14 protein-coding genes are annotated in these 16,884 nt (G+C 63.8%); 10 read left to right on the top strand and 4 right to left on the bottom strand.

All coding sequences use genetic code 11. The annotated features are described in order from the left end of the window. Nucleotides 1–32: 32 nt before the first annotated feature. Complete coding sequence (locus BM013_RS27710) at nt 33–977, bottom strand: AraC family transcriptional regulator (RefSeq protein ID WP_093131077.1); 945 nt, start codon at nt 975–977, stop codon at nt 33–35. 101 nt (nt 978–1,078) lie between these two features. Between BM013_RS27710 and BM013_RS27705 the strand changes: the two genes are divergently transcribed. Beyond that, the gene (locus BM013_RS27705) at nt 1,079–1,825 is read left to right on the top strand and encodes an SDR family oxidoreductase (protein ID WP_093131076.1); all 747 of its coding nucleotides are present in this window, start codon (nt 1,079–1,081) and stop codon (nt 1,823–1,825) included. Nucleotides 1,826–2,239: 414 nt separating this feature from the next. Here the strand turns inward: BM013_RS27705 and BM013_RS27700 are convergent, their stop codons facing one another. The 3 genes from BM013_RS27700 to BM013_RS27690 form a co-directional block, all read right to left on the bottom strand. Further along, the gene (locus BM013_RS27700) at nt 2,240–2,821 is read right to left on the bottom strand and encodes an RBBP9/YdeN family alpha/beta hydrolase (RefSeq protein WP_093131074.1); all 582 of its coding nucleotides are present in this window, start codon (nt 2,819–2,821) and stop codon (nt 2,240–2,242) included. Further along, nucleotides 2,808–3,791 (bottom strand): tripartite tricarboxylate transporter substrate binding protein, encoded by a 984-nt coding sequence (locus tag BM013_RS27695; RefSeq protein WP_256220253.1) that lies wholly within the window; start codon nt 3,789–3,791, stop codon nt 2,808–2,810. The genes BM013_RS27700 and BM013_RS27695 overlap by 14 nt, the downstream gene beginning before the upstream one ends. A 112-nt stretch (nt 3,792–3,903) precedes the next feature. Next, the gene (locus BM013_RS27690; RefSeq protein ID WP_093131072.1) at nt 3,904–4,959 is read right to left on the bottom strand and encodes a beta-keto acid cleavage family enzyme; all 1,056 of its coding nucleotides are present in this window, start codon (nt 4,957–4,959) and stop codon (nt 3,904–3,906) included. A gap of 162 nt (nt 4,960–5,121) precedes the next feature. Here BM013_RS27690 and BM013_RS27685 point away from each other — a divergent pair, with 162 nt between their 5' ends. From BM013_RS27685 to BM013_RS27645, 9 genes are all read left to right on the top strand, one after another. Further along, the gene (locus BM013_RS27685; protein ID WP_093131070.1) at nt 5,122–6,156 is read left to right on the top strand and encodes an AraC family transcriptional regulator; all 1,035 of its coding nucleotides are present in this window, start codon (nt 5,122–5,124) and stop codon (nt 6,154–6,156) included. Beyond that, a complete protein-coding gene (locus BM013_RS27680) occupies nt 6,153–8,915 on the top strand; it encodes a LuxR C-terminal-related transcriptional regulator (RefSeq protein ID WP_093131068.1) in 2,763 nt (920 codons plus the stop codon). Before BM013_RS27685 ends, BM013_RS27680 begins: the two co-directional genes overlap by 4 nt. Nucleotides 8,916–9,075: 160 nt before the next feature. Then, nucleotides 9,076–9,957, top strand: coding sequence for a TauD/TfdA dioxygenase family protein (locus BM013_RS27675; protein ID WP_371281003.1), 882 nt, complete (start codon nt 9,076–9,078; stop codon nt 9,955–9,957). 34 nt (nt 9,958–9,991) lie between these two features. Beyond that, complete coding sequence (locus BM013_RS27670; RefSeq protein WP_093131066.1) at nt 9,992–11,047, top strand: beta-keto acid cleavage family enzyme; 1,056 nt, start codon at nt 9,992–9,994, stop codon at nt 11,045–11,047. A gap of 41 nt (nt 11,048–11,088) precedes the next feature. Then, a complete protein-coding gene (locus BM013_RS27665; protein ID WP_093131064.1) occupies nt 11,089–12,060 on the top strand; it encodes a quinone oxidoreductase family protein in 972 nt (323 codons plus the stop codon). An 81-nt stretch (nt 12,061–12,141) separates the two neighbouring features. Next, the gene (locus BM013_RS27660; RefSeq protein WP_256221716.1) at nt 12,142–13,125 is read left to right on the top strand and encodes a Bug family tripartite tricarboxylate transporter substrate binding protein; all 984 of its coding nucleotides are present in this window, start codon (nt 12,142–12,144) and stop codon (nt 13,123–13,125) included. A 9-nt stretch (nt 13,126–13,134) separates the two neighbouring features. Beyond that, nucleotides 13,135–15,135, top strand: a complete 2,001-nt coding sequence (locus tag BM013_RS27655; protein WP_093131060.1) for a 3-(methylthio)propionyl-CoA ligase — start codon at nt 13,135–13,137, stop codon at nt 15,133–15,135. A gap of 219 nt (nt 15,136–15,354) precedes the next feature. Beyond that, a complete protein-coding gene (locus BM013_RS27650; RefSeq protein WP_093131058.1) occupies nt 15,355–16,584 on the top strand; it encodes a porin in 1,230 nt (409 codons plus the stop codon). A gap of 84 nt (nt 16,585–16,668) precedes the next feature. After that, the coding region (locus BM013_RS27645) for a CoA-transferase (RefSeq protein ID WP_305728019.1) at nt 16,669–16,884 on the top strand (216 nt) is incomplete at its 3' end.

Raw genomic sequence — 16,884 nt, 5'->3', positions numbered from 1 at the left:
GGCCTGAGCCGGGCGTTGGGCGCTGGGTCGGCTCAGCTCCCCGCCAGGGCGCCCGAAGCTTCCCCCACGGCCAGGGCCTTCGTCTGCTCGCGCGCATAGCGCCCCGGGGGCGAGCCGACATGGCGCGTGAAGGCCACGTTGAACGTGCTCGCCGAGCTGTAGCCCACGCGCTGCGCGATCTCGGCGATGCCTGCCTCCTGCCGCCGCAGCAGGCTCTTGGCCATCGCCATCCGCCAGGCCAGCAGGTACTCCATGGGCGATACGCCGACCGCGCGGCTGAACCGCTCGAAAAAGGTCGAGCGTGAAAGCGCGGCTTCTGCCGCCAGTTGCCCGACGGTCCAAGGATGCGCAGGGCTGTCGTGCATCTGCCGGATCGCGACCGCAAGGCGCGCGTCGGCAAGCCCGCGCAGCAGCCCCGCCGACGCCGCGGTGCCCGCCGTCGAGCGCAGCGCCTCGATGAACAACACCTCGAGCAGGCGCGCCAGGATGACCTCGCGCGCGGGCCGCTCCTCGCGCGATTCGTCGACCACCAGTTGCACAAGCGTTGCCAGCCGGTGCTCGCCGCGAACATGAACGAGCTGCGGAAGAAGCGCGGTCAGCATGACCGCATCGGGCGAGCCGAACACGCAGTAGCCCACCAGCAAACGAACGTCGGGCGGACCGCTCTGCTCGCCATGGCGCGTTTCGCCGGGCCGCACGGACACGGTCGACGGGTCGACGCCATCGGGTGTCGGCGGCTCGAGGCCCGACATCGTGAAGCCGTGCGCCGAGGGAACCAGCACGAAGTCGTTCGCCAGAAGAACGACGGCCTCGTGCCCGTCCACTTCGAGGCGGCATGAGCCCTCGAGGATGACGCAGTAGAACGGCCGCCCGGCTTCCGAGCGGCGAACGTGCCAGGCGCGCGCGCCGCTCACGACCTTGGAGAACTGGGCCGCCGGTTGAAGCAAGGTCACGACCTGGGTGAGTGGGTCTTGCATGCCTGGACTATCGAACAATGAATGCGGACTTTTGAAGGTAGAAAGTCCGGAGTTTGCACCTTATCGTTTCGGTACTGCAACCACTTCCCAGGAATTTCTCCATGCAAACCGTTCTGATCACCGGCTGCTCTTCGGGCTTCGGACTTGAAACCGCCCGGTATTTTCTGGCGCGCGATTGGCGCGTCATCGCCACCATGCGCACGCCGCGCGAAGACCTTCTGCCGCGCTCCGAGCACCTGCGCGTGCTGCCCCTGGATGTGACCGATCCGCAAGGCATCCGCCAGGCCGTCGAGGCCGCGGGGCCGATCGACGTGCTCGTCAACAACGCAGGCGTCGGCATCATGGGCGTGGTCGAAGGTGCTTCCATGGCGCTCGCCCGCGAGGTCTTCGAGGCCAACACTTTCGGCACCTTCATGACCACGCAGGCGGTGCTGCCTCAGTTCAGGCAACGCCGGTCGGGTGTCATCGTCAATGTCTCGTCGAGCACCACGCTGAAGCCGCTGCCCCTGCTGTCGGTCTACACGGCCAGCAAGGCAGCGGTCAACGCCTTCACCGAATCGCTCGCCCTCGAACTCGCGCCGTTCAACATCCGGGTGAACCTGGTCCTGCCGGGGCGCTCGCCCGAGACGCCGTTCAGCCAGAACGCGCGGCCGCGCATGGCAGGCGGCATTCCCGAGGCCTATGCCGACTTCGCCAACGGCGTCTTTGCTTCGATGGGGGATTCGTCTTCCCCGGTCACGCATGCGTTGGACGTGGCGCAAGCCGTGTGGCGGGCGGCGACGGACCCTTCGTGCCCGCTTCGCATTCCGGCGGGTGCGGATGCCGTGGCTTTGGCTGCGGGACGCTGAACTGAGGCAAGGGTGCGTGCCGGTTTTGTCCGGCCTCCCGTTGCAAGCGCTCTGGCTGCGCAGCCTTACTGGTATCTGCGCGGGGCCGAGGAGCAATCGGTTTTGGCATTCGCGCTGTCGTCGGTCGAGTGGGCCGGCTGCGCGTTCACCGATGGCGAGTGGATCTGCGGCGTGCTGGGTGTAGCAGGAGGCCGCTATGCGCCCCATGGCCGACACTGGCTGCCCCCGAAAGCAGTCACTCATTCAAGGGGCTGCATCGCGGCTTCCTGTTCGCCGGCCGGCATTGGCCAAAGTCTTGCCTCCAGGCCCCTGGGTCATCGAATCGTCAAGGCGGGGCGACGAGCCGCATACCTTCGCAGTGGTGCAAGGTGTCCGGCAGCGCCACCTGAGGCCTCTGGCAGGAGGAGCCTGGCATCAAGAACAAATCAGTTCGGCAACCAAATCGACGGCGTCGGGCCAAGGCCCATATCCTGATGCGGGGTTGAGGTGACCCACTTTGCCAAGATCGACCAGACTGCTTCCCCATCTGGAAGCCAGATCGGCGACCCGATCAAAGGTTGCAAGCGGGTCGCTGCGGCTTGCCGCGACGATGCTCCGAAATGGCAGCGTTGCCTTTGGCACGGGCAGCCAACCATTCTTCTCGAGAACGTCCATCGAGGAATGTCCATCGGGCATCGGTGTTTCGAAATCCGGCGGCGTCGCGAGCAGCGCCCCGTGGATCGCACGGTTGTAGCGCTTGGCCCATTGCACGGTGGTCATCACGCCAGCGCTGTGCGCAATGACGATGACAGGGCCTTCGATCCGTGTGATGACCGCATCGAGCGCGGCGACCTGCGCGCCGCACTTCATCCTGTCCTTGTCCAGTGGGGGCATGGTGATGGCATTCGGCAACTGCGCAGCCAGGAACGTCTGCCAATGCTCGGGGACGAAGTCGCGCAAGCCTGGAACGATGAGAAACGCCGGCTTCACAGGGATCGTTCGCTTAGTTGAGGTCAACCTTGAATTCCTTGATGATCTTGTCGATCCGCTCGAAGCCGTCCTTCTCGATCTTCTCCAAGGCCTCGATCGACTGTGGCTGCACCGGCTCGAGCCCGAAATCCGCCAGCCGCTTTTGCACCGGGGCAGCGGCCGCCGCTTTCTGCACCGCCGCCCGGATCTTCGCCACGACTTCAGGGGGAACACCAGCCGGCGTGATCACGACCGCCAGATTGCTGAAGCTGATCTCGGGGTACCCAAGTTCGGCCATGGTCGGCACATCCGGGAGCGCCGGCAGCCGCGTCGGCGAGATGACTGCAAGCGCGTTGAGCTTTCCGCCACGAATCAACGGCAGCGAGGTCGCAATGCCGTCGAACATGAAGGGCGTCTGCCCCCCCATGATTTGCACCAAGGCCGGCGGCGACCCGAGGAACGGCACATGCTGCAGATTGATGCCTGCGCGGGCTCCGATCATGAGACCCGCGTAGTGCGAGGCGGACCCGACCGCGTAGGAGGCAAAGGTGTTTTGCTGCGGATGGGTGCGCAGGTACGCGATCAACCCGTTGAGGTCCTTGGCGGGCAAGCCCGTGTTCGCCACGAGAACCAGACTGCTCCTGGCGAATGCCGCAACCGGCTTGATGTCCTTGAAGACAGAGAAGTTGGGTTTGATGACGTGCGGGATCTCGGTGAGGATGTTGTCGATGGCGATCATGATGGTCTGCCCATCGGCCGGCGCCCCCAGCAGTGAGCCAACGGCCACGTTGCCACCGGCCCCGCGCTTGTTGTCCACGATGAACGGAACACCCACGTCACGAGCGAGCTGATCGGCCAGGGCTCGAGCGACCACATCCATCGTTCCGCCTGCGACAGCGGGCACCACTACTCTGACCGGCTTGGTCGTCCAGGCATTCGCGCATGCGGTCATCGCGAGCAATGCGGCGCCGAGCGCCGCAGACCGCACATGTGAGGCGCCTCGAAGGAACTTGAACATCGTGTCTCCTTTGATTTTCATGATCTTGGTTGCAGCGAACACGCTGGGAAGTGCCGCACTCTTCGCCCATCGCCGCGATGGGCGATGGACGAGGGGCGATGCGGGCATCTGCTCAGACCACATTCCAGCTGGGTTGGCCGCGCTCGTTCTCTTTGCGGTTCGGCAGGTAGCCGACTTTTTGCAGTGTCTCGTCGACGGTCTTGTACTGCTCGCCGATCCGATAGATGCGACGTGCTTCGTCGGCCGTCGCGACTTCGCGATAGAGGCTGCGCGACATGCCGACCAGACGCTCGACCTGCTTGACCGACGAAAGGTGTTCGCCCTTGGCACCCCACAGCGTGTCCTCGATGCCGCAGCGCGCATGGAACCCCATGGCGATCGCCATCGTGGTCAAGGGGTGGACGTAGCGCATGAAAGACTCCACCGTGAACACGGCGTTCTCCGGCAAGCGATTGACCATCTCCAGCAGGTTGCGCGGATTGGGGCCTTCGGAGCCACCGCCGAGCTGAACCCAGTTCACGAGCAGCGGACCTTTGTAGATTCCGCGGCGGATCAGCCGCTCGATGGATTCGAGCTTGCCGATCTGGCCAACCATGAAGTGAGGCTGGATGCCGGCCTCCTGCAAGCGCTTGAGATGCTCCTCGACGAACAATGGACCCGCCTCGTAGGACATGTTGCGGTAGGCGTCATAGAAGGCGGGCTCGGCGATGGACGTGCCTGCGAACTCTTCTTTCGGATGCAGCTCGGTGATGTTCATGGTGGCGCTGTTGACCACGATCGTGACCTGATCCGGCTTGGGGTCGAGATCGGCAAGCATGTGGCGCGTGTCGTCCGACAGCCACTTGGCGGCCTTGCCTTCGCCTTCGGGTGCGAACGAGATCGATCCGCCGACCTGCAGGATCATCTTCGGCACGGCTTCGCGCAGGCGAGCCAGCATCTCGTTGAACATCGAAAGGCGCTTGCTTCCCTTGCCATCGGCTTCCCGCACGTGCACATGCAGCACAGTGGCGCCGGCGTTGTAGCAGTCCACAGCCTTTTGCACCTGCGCGTCCATGGTGACGGGGATGTCGTCCGAATCTCGCGGCAGAAACTGCGGACCGTAAGGGGCGACCTGAATGACCAGCGGTTGTTGGTTCTCGGGAAGCAGGGAGTCGTCGATGTATTGCATCTTTTTCCTCGTGGCGGTGACATGAAATCCGACGGCACGACACGAATCAGGATGGATCCGGCATGACGGCGACACAGCGCAGAGTGTGGGCGGGTGTGTGTCATGACGATGTACATTTGGGGTCATACGATTTCCATTTCGGGACATTCAGGGAAAACGCGCATGACGTACTTCGTACGCTCGACGGCCCTCACGAACTACGTGCGTGTCGCGCACGAGCTGGGCATCGACCCCCACAAGCACTTGAACAAGGCAGGCATTCGCCGGGCGGCATTGCTCGATCCGACGACGATGATTCCGGCGGATGCACTTCGCAGCCTCTTGACTGCGTCCGCCAAGAGCGCGGGCATCGAGGATTTCGGGCTGCGCATGGCGGAGACGCGGCAGTTGACGGATCTCGGGCCATTGGGGTTTGCGATTCAGGGCGCTCCCACGCTGCGCAAGGCTCTCGAATCCATGATCCGGTATCTGCGCCTCCAAAGCGAGACGGTCGTCATGGTCATCGAGGAAGTCGACGAGCTGCTGGTGATCCGCGAGAGCCTTTTGATCGAGGGGTCCATGGCACAACGGCAATCCATCGAGTTGGTTGTCGGCGGCGTCTTCCGGTTGCTGAAGCGATCTCTCGGCGATGCCTGGAAGCCGCGCAGCATCTGCTTTTCTCATTCCGCCCCCAAAGGGCCCACCCGGCACGCGCACGTGTTCGGCATGCCGGTTCTGTTCGACCAGGAGTTCGATGGGATCGTGTGCCGCGCGGTGGACCTCGAGGCGCCACTGGCCGCCTACGATCCCCTCATGGCGTCGGAGGTACAGGCGCATCTGGACTCCTTGCTGGAGAACGCGCACCTGTCGTTTGCCGAGGCTGTTCGCAGGCTCGTCTTGTCCATGCTTCCGTCCGGTACCTGTTCGATCGACAACGTTGCGCAGCACCTGGGCATGGATCGTCGTACCGTGCACCGAAAGCTGCTTCGTGAAGGCGAGACCTATTCGGCGATCTACGACGGCGTGCGCTCGGGCCTCGCCATACGTTTGGTCGAATCGAAGCACCGTTCCCTGGCCGAGATGGCGACGCAGGTGGGCTTCAGTTCCGCCAGCGCATTCGCGCGCTGGTTTTGCGGCCGCTTCGGCTGCACTACGACGCAGTGGCAGGCGCAGCGTGCTGCGGAGCCAATCCGAAAGAACAGCGAGGCATCGAGATGACACCGCAGAAAAACGCGAAGGAGCCGATCCCCGATGAAGCAGCCGGCAAGGCCGAGCTGAAGGGGAATGACAGCGCGAGCGGCTTTCAAGAGTTGCTTCTCAAGGTGACGCCGCCACGCGTGAGCCGCCAACTGATCTCGCGCCCGAGACTGCTGTCCAGTGCAGGAGCCCTGCGTGACCATGTGTCGTTCGCGGTCCAGGCTCCTGCCGGGTTCGGAAAAACCTCGCTTCTCTCGCAGTGGCGGCGCGAGTACCTGGCTTTGGGCGTCGTGGTGGCGTGGGTCTCAGCGCATGAAGCCGACGATCCACGGCGCCTGGCGCAGAGTTTGGCGCTGTCCGTGCGCGTGGCCGCGGGCCGTCCGGACTTTGGGGCCGAGCTGCTCGAAGCGGGGGCTCCCGGCGGGACCGAGGCCATGACACTCTTCCTGGCCGAGCTCGCGCATGCCGCCTGGAACATCGTGCTTATCGTCGATGAAGTGGACCGATTGCCAGTCTCCTCCCGCGAAGCGTTGATCTATCTCCTGCGCAACACACCTGTGAACACCCGGATCGTGATCGCGGCACGCGCAGATTGCCAGCTCGATCTTGATGACCTGATGGACTACGGAAAGTGCCTCGCGGTCGGTGCGGACGCCTTGCGGTTCCGCTTCGAGGAGACGCTTGAACTGGTTCGTACCCGACTTGGCACGGCAGTGTCGAGCGACACCGCAGCACGCCTGCACGAGCTGACGGAGGGTTGGCCACTCGGGTTGCAACTGGCGGTGGCTCTGGTGAGCGACGTATCCGATCCGGATGCCGAGCTAGACGCCTTGTCCAAACAGGGAGGCCGACTTCGCGAGCATCTGGTCAGCCGCCTGTTGGCCAACCTGGCGCCCGCAGACCTCGAATTCCTGACCCGGATCTCCATCCTCGATCCGTTGCATCCGCAGCTTTGCTGCGTGGTCGGCGAGGTCGATGACGCACGGGAGCGCCTGGAGCGGATGAGCGTGGACACGCCCATCCTCATCGCCGGTGAGAAACGGGAGTGGCTGCGCATGCACTCCCTGGCTCGCGATGCCTTGCAGTTGCAATTCGCGCGGCTGCCGGCAGACCAGCGCAAGGCATTGCACGAACGCGCGGCGCAATGGCTCATCGCGCACGGCCATGTCGAACCTGCAGCGTGGCATGCGCTCGAAGCAGGCCAGTACGAGCAGGCGTGCGACCTCGCCGAAACAAGCCTCTACGAATTCATCACGACGATCATGACGCGTGGCCGACTGGGGGTCGTGACGGAATGGCTGGCCATGTTGCCACCGGCCGCATTGGAATCGCGTCCACGTCTTCTCCTGGCCGCTGCCTGGGCGATGGCCTTGAGTCAACGCGACGTCGACGCCGGTCAGCTCGTGGCGCGAGTATTGGCGCGTCCGGATGTTGACGAAGCGGTTCGCTGCGAGTGTGCGCTGATCCTGAGTGGTGGCGCCCTGTTTGCCGACGACCCCGACCGGGCCGCAGGTTTGCATGCGCCATGGCCGGAAGACCCGCCGTTGCGCGATCCCTTGCTCCGCCAGATCTTTGCGAACCGCACTGCGTACTGCACGCTGCTCGAAGGAGACCCCGCGCTTGCGCGACTTCGGCAACAAAGGATGTCGCGTCAGGCAGCGGACGCCTTGCCCAGTTACCTCGAACTATGGGGAGAGTTCCACATTGCGATGACCCATGTATGGGAAATTCAGATGCAGCCGGCGGAACGCATGCTTCGCGGCATCCAACGTCGAGCAGAGTCGGAGCTTGCGCGCCGCAACCCGTTCGTGTGTCAGGTGGCGGCGCTGTTGGCAGCCGTACTGTGGGAGCGCGACGCTCCGGTGGAGGCCATCAACCTCCTCGCGAACAGGCTCGATGTCATCGAACAGACCGCATTGCCGTCGTGCCTTCTGCTGGCGTACCGGACCCTCGCAAGCATCGAGCTCGCCCGCGGAACCGAACAGCGCGCACTGGGACTGTTGGAGGCGATGGGTGCGGCAGGATCGGCCCGGGGCCTTGAGCGGATTCGAATCCTGAGCCTTTGCGATCAGGTTCGGCTGCACGCGAGGCGGTACCGAGCTCAGACCTGCGCGGACCTCTGCGTGCGTATCGACGCTGAGCTCGATGAGGCGATGCAACGCCACGGCCCGTTGTGGCACCGCATGGTCGCGCCTGCGCGCGCGCTGGCCTGGGCCTATGCAGCCGTCGCTGCGCGCGACTGGGAACGCGTGCTGGAACACCTGGAGCAAGCCGAGGGCGCCGCCCGCGCGCTGCGGATGGGCCGAGTGCATCTGGAGGTCATCGCTCTACGGTCTCTTGCACGGTACCGCAGCACCGGCACGGGCGACAACGCGATGCGGGAAGCCATCGACCTGGCCGCATCCCATGGCTTGCTGCGGATCTTCGAGGACGCTCATCCTGAACTGGGCGAGTGGGCTCGCGAGCTGTCGACTCCGTCGCCTTCCCCCGAAGACCTCCCGGGCGCGATGGGCCACGCCGCCATCGCGCTTCCCGATACGTCGTCTGTTGTCACAGGGCGACGCACCCCTGGAAGCACCGCGTTGACCCCCAAGGAACGCGAAGTTCTGGACCTGCTGGAGCGCAATCTGTCGAACAAGGAGATCGGCGTCGCGATGCAGGTGGGTGAGGAAACCATCAAATGGCACGTGAAGAACCTCTTCACCAAGCTGAATGCGAGCTCCCGCAAACATGTCGTCCTGCGCGCCCGTGTGCTCGGACTGCTGACGCCCGGTGACTGACCTGTCGACGGCGCGCCATCGCTCCACCTGACTGTCGCCCCCCTCTTCGTGGGGGGCAGACGGGGGGGAAGCGAGTTTCTATTCTTCGTTTCATCGGAATCCACTTGAGCGCTGCTCGGTTGACTGCACAACCCGATCGAAGTATCACGGAGACAAAAAAATGAAGACGGAATCGTCCACGCGGAGTGCCTCCATCGAGGTCCGTCCGCTGACTTGCACGATCGGCGCCGAACTGCGCGGCGTTGATCTGGGTACGGCGTCACGCGACCCGGCGCTGTGCCAGGAAATCCGGGAACTCCTCCTCAGACATCGCGTCCTGTTCTTTCGCGACCAGGACATCACGCGCGCTGAGCACACCGCCTTTGCGCGTCACTTCGGTGAGCTCGAGGACCATCCCGTGGCGAGCAGCGATCCTGATCACCCGGGCCTGGTCCGCATCTACAAGACACCGGAGTCACGCAAGGAGCGCTATGAAAACTCCTGGCATACCGACGCCACCTGGCGCGAAAAACCACCGTTCGGGTGCGTGCTGCGTTGCGTGGAGTGCCCACCGGTCGGTGGTGACACCATGTGGGCGAACATGGTGGAGGCCTATGCGCGCTTGCCCGAGGTCATCAAGGCGACGATCTCCGAACTGCGCGCACGTCACAGCATCGAGGCGACTTTCGGTGCGGCGATGCCGACGGTGGAACGCCTCGCGTTGAAGGCGCGCTACCCGGATGCGGAACACCCGGTTGTGCGTACCCATCCCGAGACCAACGAGAAGGTGCTGTTCGTGAATACCTTCACGACGCACTTTTCGAATTTCCATACGGCCGGCAATGTTCGTGTTGGCCAGGACTTCACTCGCGGCGGCTCCGACCTGCTGCAGTACCTGATCTCTCAAGCGGCCATCCCTGAGTACCAGGTGCGCTGGCGCTGGCGGGCCAACGACGTGGCCATGTGGGACAACCGGTCCACGCAGCACTACGCGGTCATGGACTACGCCCCCTGCCACCGAAAGATGGAACGCGCAGGAATCGTCGGCGACGCGACCTTCTGAATCACCTCCCCACACACAGTCAACAGGAGTAGACATGAACTTCATCGATGGGTCTCTGTATCCCGAGAACCAGGAAAAGCTCGTCATCACGGTCGCGCCCTATGGCCCGCAGTTCGAGGTCAGCGACTTCCCCGAAGACATCCCGGTCACCATGGAGTCGCATGTCCAGAAAGCCGTCGACTGCTACAACGCCGGCGCCACGGTGCTCCACCTGCATGTGCGCGAGCTCGACGGCAAGGGCTCGAAGCGCCTGTCGAAGTTCAACGAGCTGATCGCCGGTGTGCGCGAGGCCGTGCCCGACATGATCATTCAAGTCGGCGGTTCGATCTCCTTCGCTCCTGAAGCGGAAGGCGAGATTGCCAAATGGCTCTCCGACGACACGCGGCACATGCTGGCGGAGCTGACGCCAAAGCCGGATCAAGTCACGCTGGCCATCAACTCGAACCAGTTCAACATCATCGAAGCGATCTCGGATGCCGACGTGGCGGGCACCTCGTTCGCAGACCCGGTGAAGCGTCATGCCTACAGAGAAATGACCACGCCAGCCGGGCCGTTCTGGGTCGAGGAGCATGTCCGGCGCCTCACGAACAACGGCATCCAGATTCAATTCCAGCTGGGCAATATCAACTCACTGGAAACGGTGGAGCGAATGATGCGCCGCGGCGTCTGCAACGTGCCGCTGGTCATGACGTGGATTCCGATCGGCGGTGGTGCCGACGCGATGACGCCCTACAACATGACGAACTTCCTGAAGGCGACACCCGACGGTGCCGTGCTGACATTCGAAGCCCAGATGAACAACGTGCTGCCACTCAACATGATGGCGATTGCGCTGGGCCAGCATGTGCGTTGCGGCATCGAAGACACGATCTGGTGGCCTGATCGCTCACGCAGGATGAGCAGCGTGGAACAGGTCGAACAACTGGTACGCATCGCCAGGGAATGTGGTCGCCCAGTCGCCAATGGCAAGGAAGCGCGCCGGATCTACAAGATCGGCACCTTCTACAAGGACGCCGAAGAGACCTTGGCCAAGAACGGCTTCGCGCCCAACCGCAAGGCCGGACAAAAGGGCTTCCTGCAGCACGCCTGAGCCTGCTGCTGCCTTTCACTCACACCACCAGAGTCATTCCCATGCCCAAAGCCATCCGCCTTCACGCAATCGGCGGCCCCGAAGTCTTGCAACTCGAGAGCGCCGATGTCGGCGAGCCGCAGGCCGGTGAGGTTCGAATCCGTCACACCTTCATCGCGGTGAACTTCATCGATGTGTATCACCGGACCGGGTTTTATCCGACGAAGCTGCCCAGCGGTCTCGGCTCGGATGCTGTCGGCGTGGTCGAGGCCGTCGGACCCGATGTGACCGATGTCCGGGTCGGCCAGCGGGTCGGCTACATGATGGGCCCGCTGGGTGCATATTCCGATGTCCGGCTGGTCCCGGCCGCGGTGTTGATCCCGTTGCCCGATGAGATCTCGGAGCGCAGCGCTGCCACGCTGATGATGAAGGGACTGACTGCGCAGTACTTGTTCCGCCAGGTCTATCCGTTGAAAGGCGGCGAGACGATCCTGTACCACGCCGCGGCAGGAGGCGTGGGCCTCATCGCTTGCCAGTGGGCACGGGCCATGGGTGTCCACATGATTGGCACCGTCAGCACCGACGAGAAGGCCGAGATTGCCAAGCTCAGCGGCTGCGAGCACGTGATCGTGACCTCGCGCGAAAACATCGTCGAGCGCGTCAACGAGATCACCGACGGCAAGGGCGTGCCCGTGGTCTACGACTCCGTGGGCAAGGACACGCTCACTGCGTCGCTCGAATGCTTGCGGCCGCGCGGCATGCTCGTGAGCAACGGAACCTCTTCGGGGCCCGTGGTGATCAACACGCTGGAGCTGGCCTTGAAGGGCTCGCTCTTCGTGACACGACCGGCGATGGTGCACTACATCCATCCGCGAGCGCACATGCTCGAGATGGCCGGTGAGGTCTTCGACCTGGTCAAGGCGGGGAAGATCGTCAGCGAGCCCAGGCAGATCTATGCACTGGGCGATGCCGCCGAGGCGCATCGTGCCCTGGAGTCCCGCTCGACGACTGGTGCGACCGTCCTGGTTCCCTGACGCTCCCCAAGGGCTGCTTGCGACGAGTCGTCTGGCAGCTTCATCGATTTGCACGTACAGACATAACAACCGGAGACAGCCGTGGCATTTCAATCGTTTCGAGTTCGTGCGCTGGCAAGCCTGCTGTGCGCAACCACGTTTGCCGCAGCGCCCGGCGTGGCCAACGCATGGGGCGACAAGCCGCTGAGGATGATCGTTCCCGCGCCGGCCGGGGGCACCATGGATGTCGTGGCACGAATCCTTTCCGACGAGCTGTCGCACGAGATCGGGCAGCCTGTCATCGTCGAGAACAAGCCGGGCGCAGGTGGCGTGGTCGCGGTGCAAACCATGAGATCGGCAGCACCCGACGGCAACACAGTCATGGTCACCGCGAGCAATCTGCTGACGGAGACCCCGATCGTCATCAAGGTGAACTTCGATCCGATCAAGGACATCCGTCCTCTCGCGGTCGTGGCGCGAACGGGCCTTGTCCTGGTGGGATGGCCCGGCGTGCCGGCCAAGGACATGAAGTCGCTCGTCACCTATGTGAAGGCGAATCCCGGAACGGTTTCGTTTGCCTCGTACAGCACCGGCACGGTTTCGCATTTCGCTGGAATGATGCTCAACCGGAAAGCCGGACTGGACATGCAGCACGTGCCGTTCCCCGGTTCCCCGCCCGCGCTTGCGCAGGTCATGGGAGGCCAGATTCCGATCATGTTCGACGGCATTCCAACCTCGAAGCCACTGCTGGCGTCTGGAAAACTCAGGGCCTATGGCGTGACGTCCAAGTCGCGTTCATCGTTCCTGCCGGATGTGCCCACGCTGGCGGAACTGGGCTATCCAGAGCTGGCGTTCGACAACTGGGTCGGCGTTGTGGTGTCGGCCAGCGTTCCCGAGGACATCTCGGAAAAGATCCGCGCAGCCACGGTGAGGGCGACCGCGACGGCCAAGGTGAAGGAGCGCTTGACCACCCAAGGCTTCGAGCCGGGCGGAGATGCGACCCAAGCCCAGATGGCCCGGATGGTCAAGGACGACTACGAGCGAAACGCCGCCATCGTCAAGGACTTCGGAATCAAATTCGACTAAGGGCTCGACGTGACATCGCTGCGGCTGCCGCCGCCAAAGGTTCCGACGACAGGCCAGCGCGAGGTGCTGTTTCACGAGGGGCGCAGCTTCGTCGTCTTCAACATCGAAGGGCAACTGCATGCCATCGAGGACGAATGTCCTCATGCGGGCGCGGCACTGTGCACCGGGCGTCTCGCGGGTCACGTGATCCAGTGCCCCGCGCACGGGCTTCGCTTCGACGTGCGGGACGGCGCCATGCCGGGCAACCCGGGGCTTCGCGTCTCGGTCATTCCGGTGAGACGTGACGACGAAGGCCTCTTCCTCGAAGTTGCGGACAAGGGTCATGTCGCAGGGTCGCACTGCGCCGACGAGAAAAACCAGAAGGCAATCAGGACAATCATGAACGGACAAATGATGCAGCAGCCGCTGCTGATCTCTTCTCTGCTGATCCACGCGGAGCGCCACCACGGCGAACAAAGCGTTGTCTCACGCAGAGTCGAAGGTGACATCCATCGCTGCTCCTATGGGGAGATGGCCTCGCGTTCGCGCCGCATGGCCAAGGCCCTCGCCGCCCTGGGCGTCGGGCCCGGACAAGTCGCCAGTACGCTGGCGTGGAATGGCTATCGGCACATGGAGCTGTACTTTGCGGTCTCCGGGACCGGAGCCATCCTGCACACACTCAATCCGAGGTTGCACCCCGACCAGGTCGCGTGGATCGCTGACGATGCAGAGGGTCAGGTCCTGTTCTTCGACCTCACGTTCCTGCCGTTGGTCGAGGCAGTCGCGTCGCGACTGAAGACGGTGCGCCACTTCGTGGCGATGACGGACCGGGCACACATGCCGCAGTCTGCAGATGTCCCGGGCCTGCTTTGCTATGAGGACTTGATCGAGGCCCATGACGATCGGTACGACTGGCCGCGCCTGGACGAGGAGAGCGCTTCGTCGCTGTGCTACACGTCCGGCACGACCGGCAATCCCAAAGGCGTGCTCTACAGCCACCGGTCGACCCTGCTGCACGCGTATGCCGGTGCATTGCCGGACAGTTTGAACTGCTCGGCACGCGACGCAATTCTTCCGGTCGTTCCGATGTTTCATGTCAACGCCTGGGGCCTGCCATACATCGCAGCGATGGTCGGCGCCAAGCTGGTGTTTCCCGGCCCGAATCTCGACGGCCGGTCGCTGTACGAACTCATCGAGAGCGAGTGCGTCACGATGGCCGCCGGCGTGCCGACGGTGTGGCAGGGGTTGCTGGCACATGTGGAGTCCGTGCAGGGCAGGTTCAGCACGATGACTCGCACCGTGATCGGTGGGTCCGCATGCCCGAGCGCCATGCTGCGTACTTTCGACGAGCGATACGCCGTGCAGGTGATCCATGCGTGGGGCATGACCGAAATGAGTCCCCTCGGCACGGTTTGCACTTTGAAGTCGAGTCATCGGGATCTGGATCGGGAGGAGCGCTACGCCGTGCTCTCGACACAGGGCCGGCCACCGTTCGGCGTCGACATCAAAGTGACCGGCGATGACGGTGAGGAACTGCCGCGTGACGGCAAGGCCGCAGGGGAGCTCATGGTGCGCGGACCGTGGATCATCACGAACTATTTCAAGGGTGCGGGCGGGAGCCCCTTGGTCGACGGCTGGTTTCCCACCGGAGACGTCGCGACCATCGACGCCGAGGGCTACATGCAGATCACCGACCGCAGCAAGGACGTGATCAAGTCCGGCGGTGAGTGGATCGGCTCGATCGACCTCGAGAACATCGCGATGGCCCACCCGGGTGTGAGCATGGCTGCGTGCATCGCCGCGCGCCACCCGAAGTGGGATGAGCGGCCGCTGCTGGTGGTCGTGAAGAAGCCAGGGCAATCATTGACCCGCGAAGCGTTGCTCGGCTTCTATGAGGGAAAGATCGCCAAGTGGTGGACGCCGGATGACGTCATCTTCGTCGAGGCCATACCTTTGGGCGCTACCGGAAAAATGCAGAAAAACCTGCTGCGCGAGGCCCATCAGAACCATCTGTTGAGCCGGCCGCAGTAGCGGCGCGGCGTGCCTCGTGCGTGGCCGACGAGAGGCCCGCACCCTGCGACCTCGCGCTTGCCGCGACGCTCGCGCACCTCGGTTCGTGCCCGACTCGCATCTCGATGCTTGCGCAGATGGGCAGGAAGCACGGTGGTGGTTCCATGCCATTGCCGCGCCTCGGGGGCGGTGGACATGCAGCCGCCGCATTTCAATCGGTTGAGTGAGGAGACATAGAACATGAAGAAAATACTTCCGGTGCTGTCGGCGCTCGCGGTTGCGGGGACCGCGGCAGCGCAATCGTCTGTCACCCTTTTTGGCGTCGTCGATGCGGGGATCAGTCGCTACAGCACCAAGAGCAGCGCGTGGGGTCCTGTGCCGGCTCGCGATTCGAGCCAGAGGCAGACAGTGCTCTCGTCCTCCGGCAACAGCTCCAGCAGAATCGGATTTCGCGGGACGGAAGACCTGGGCGGAGGACTGGCCGCCGGGTTCTGGCTGGAAGCGCCTGTGGCCAACGACAGCGGTGCCAGCGGTGTCGCCGACTTCGGTCGGCGTTCCACGCTCAGCCTGTCGGGAGGCTTCGGCGAGCTTCGCTTGGGACGCGACTACACCGCTTCGTTTTGGAACGATGCGGTGTTCGACCCGTTTGGTGTCAACGGCGTGGGTACCAATCTCATCGCGGTCGTCAACAACAACCTGGCCGCTTCGAGAGCGCTTGCGACGGGCGGGTTGCTCAACGGTGCGCTTTCTGCCGGGACCGACAGCTACGTGAGGACCAGCAATGCGATCAGCTATTTCTTGCCGCCGCTGGCCAGCGGTGTCTATGGGCAGGCGCAGTACGCTTTCCCTGAAAACCTGAATCGCAGCGACACACCCGGCGGCACGCCGAGGCGAGGGCAATATGCGGGCGCTCGGGTGGGATGGGCCAGCGGTCCGGCCGACGTGGCGCTGGCCTACGGTCAGAGCACGCTCGACAGCGGCATTCATGGGGACGAAAAGATCAAGACGTTGAACGCCGGTGCGTCCTATGACTTCGGGGTGCTCAAGGCATTCGGTGACTGGTCCCGCGTGCGCGACGTGCAAGGCGGCGCTTTTCCCACCGTGCCCAGGCGCACGGACCGATACGACGGTTGGATGTTCGGGGTGAACGTGCCGGTCGGCGCTGGCACGATCCGTGGTTCCTTCGCGCGGGTCAAGTTCCAGAACGGCAATGGGCTTCCCGACAGCGGCGCCGCAGTCAACAAGCTGGCGCTGGGGTACGTCCACAACTTGTCCAAGCGCACCGCGCTGTATGCGAGCGTCACCCGCATCGGCATCCGGGACGGTCATAACAACCCCGCGGTGATGGGCGTCACTCCGCTCGTGTTGAGCATCCCGACCATCGTGCGCCAGGCCAGCTTCACCACCACTGGCGGATTGGAGCCGCGCTCGGCGGTGGGCTACGACTTCGGGATCCGGCACGCGTTCTGAGTCCGTGCGTCCCACGGCCGGTGGCTTCGCGTACCGACGCGCCGCCGGCCTGGGGAATTTCCTTTTCAATCGCAAGAGAATTTCATGATCAACAAGATTGCGCCCAAGCTGGTCGACGCGCTGGGCCATGTTTCCGACGGTTCCACAGTCCTCATCGGTGGGTTCGGGACTGCCGGTGTTCCTGACGAACTGATCCAGTGCCTGCTCGAGCAGGGCGCCAAGGACCTCACCGTCGTCAACAACAACGCGGGCAACGGCGAGACCGGCCTGGCGGCGCTGCTCAAAGCCGGCCGCGTGCGC

It is taken from the genome of Variovorax sp. OK605 (genome assembly GCF_900115445.1).
Lineage (GTDB): Bacteria > Pseudomonadota > Gammaproteobacteria > Burkholderiales > Burkholderiaceae_C > Variovorax.
This window is presented reverse-complemented; position numbering and strand designations above follow the sequence as displayed.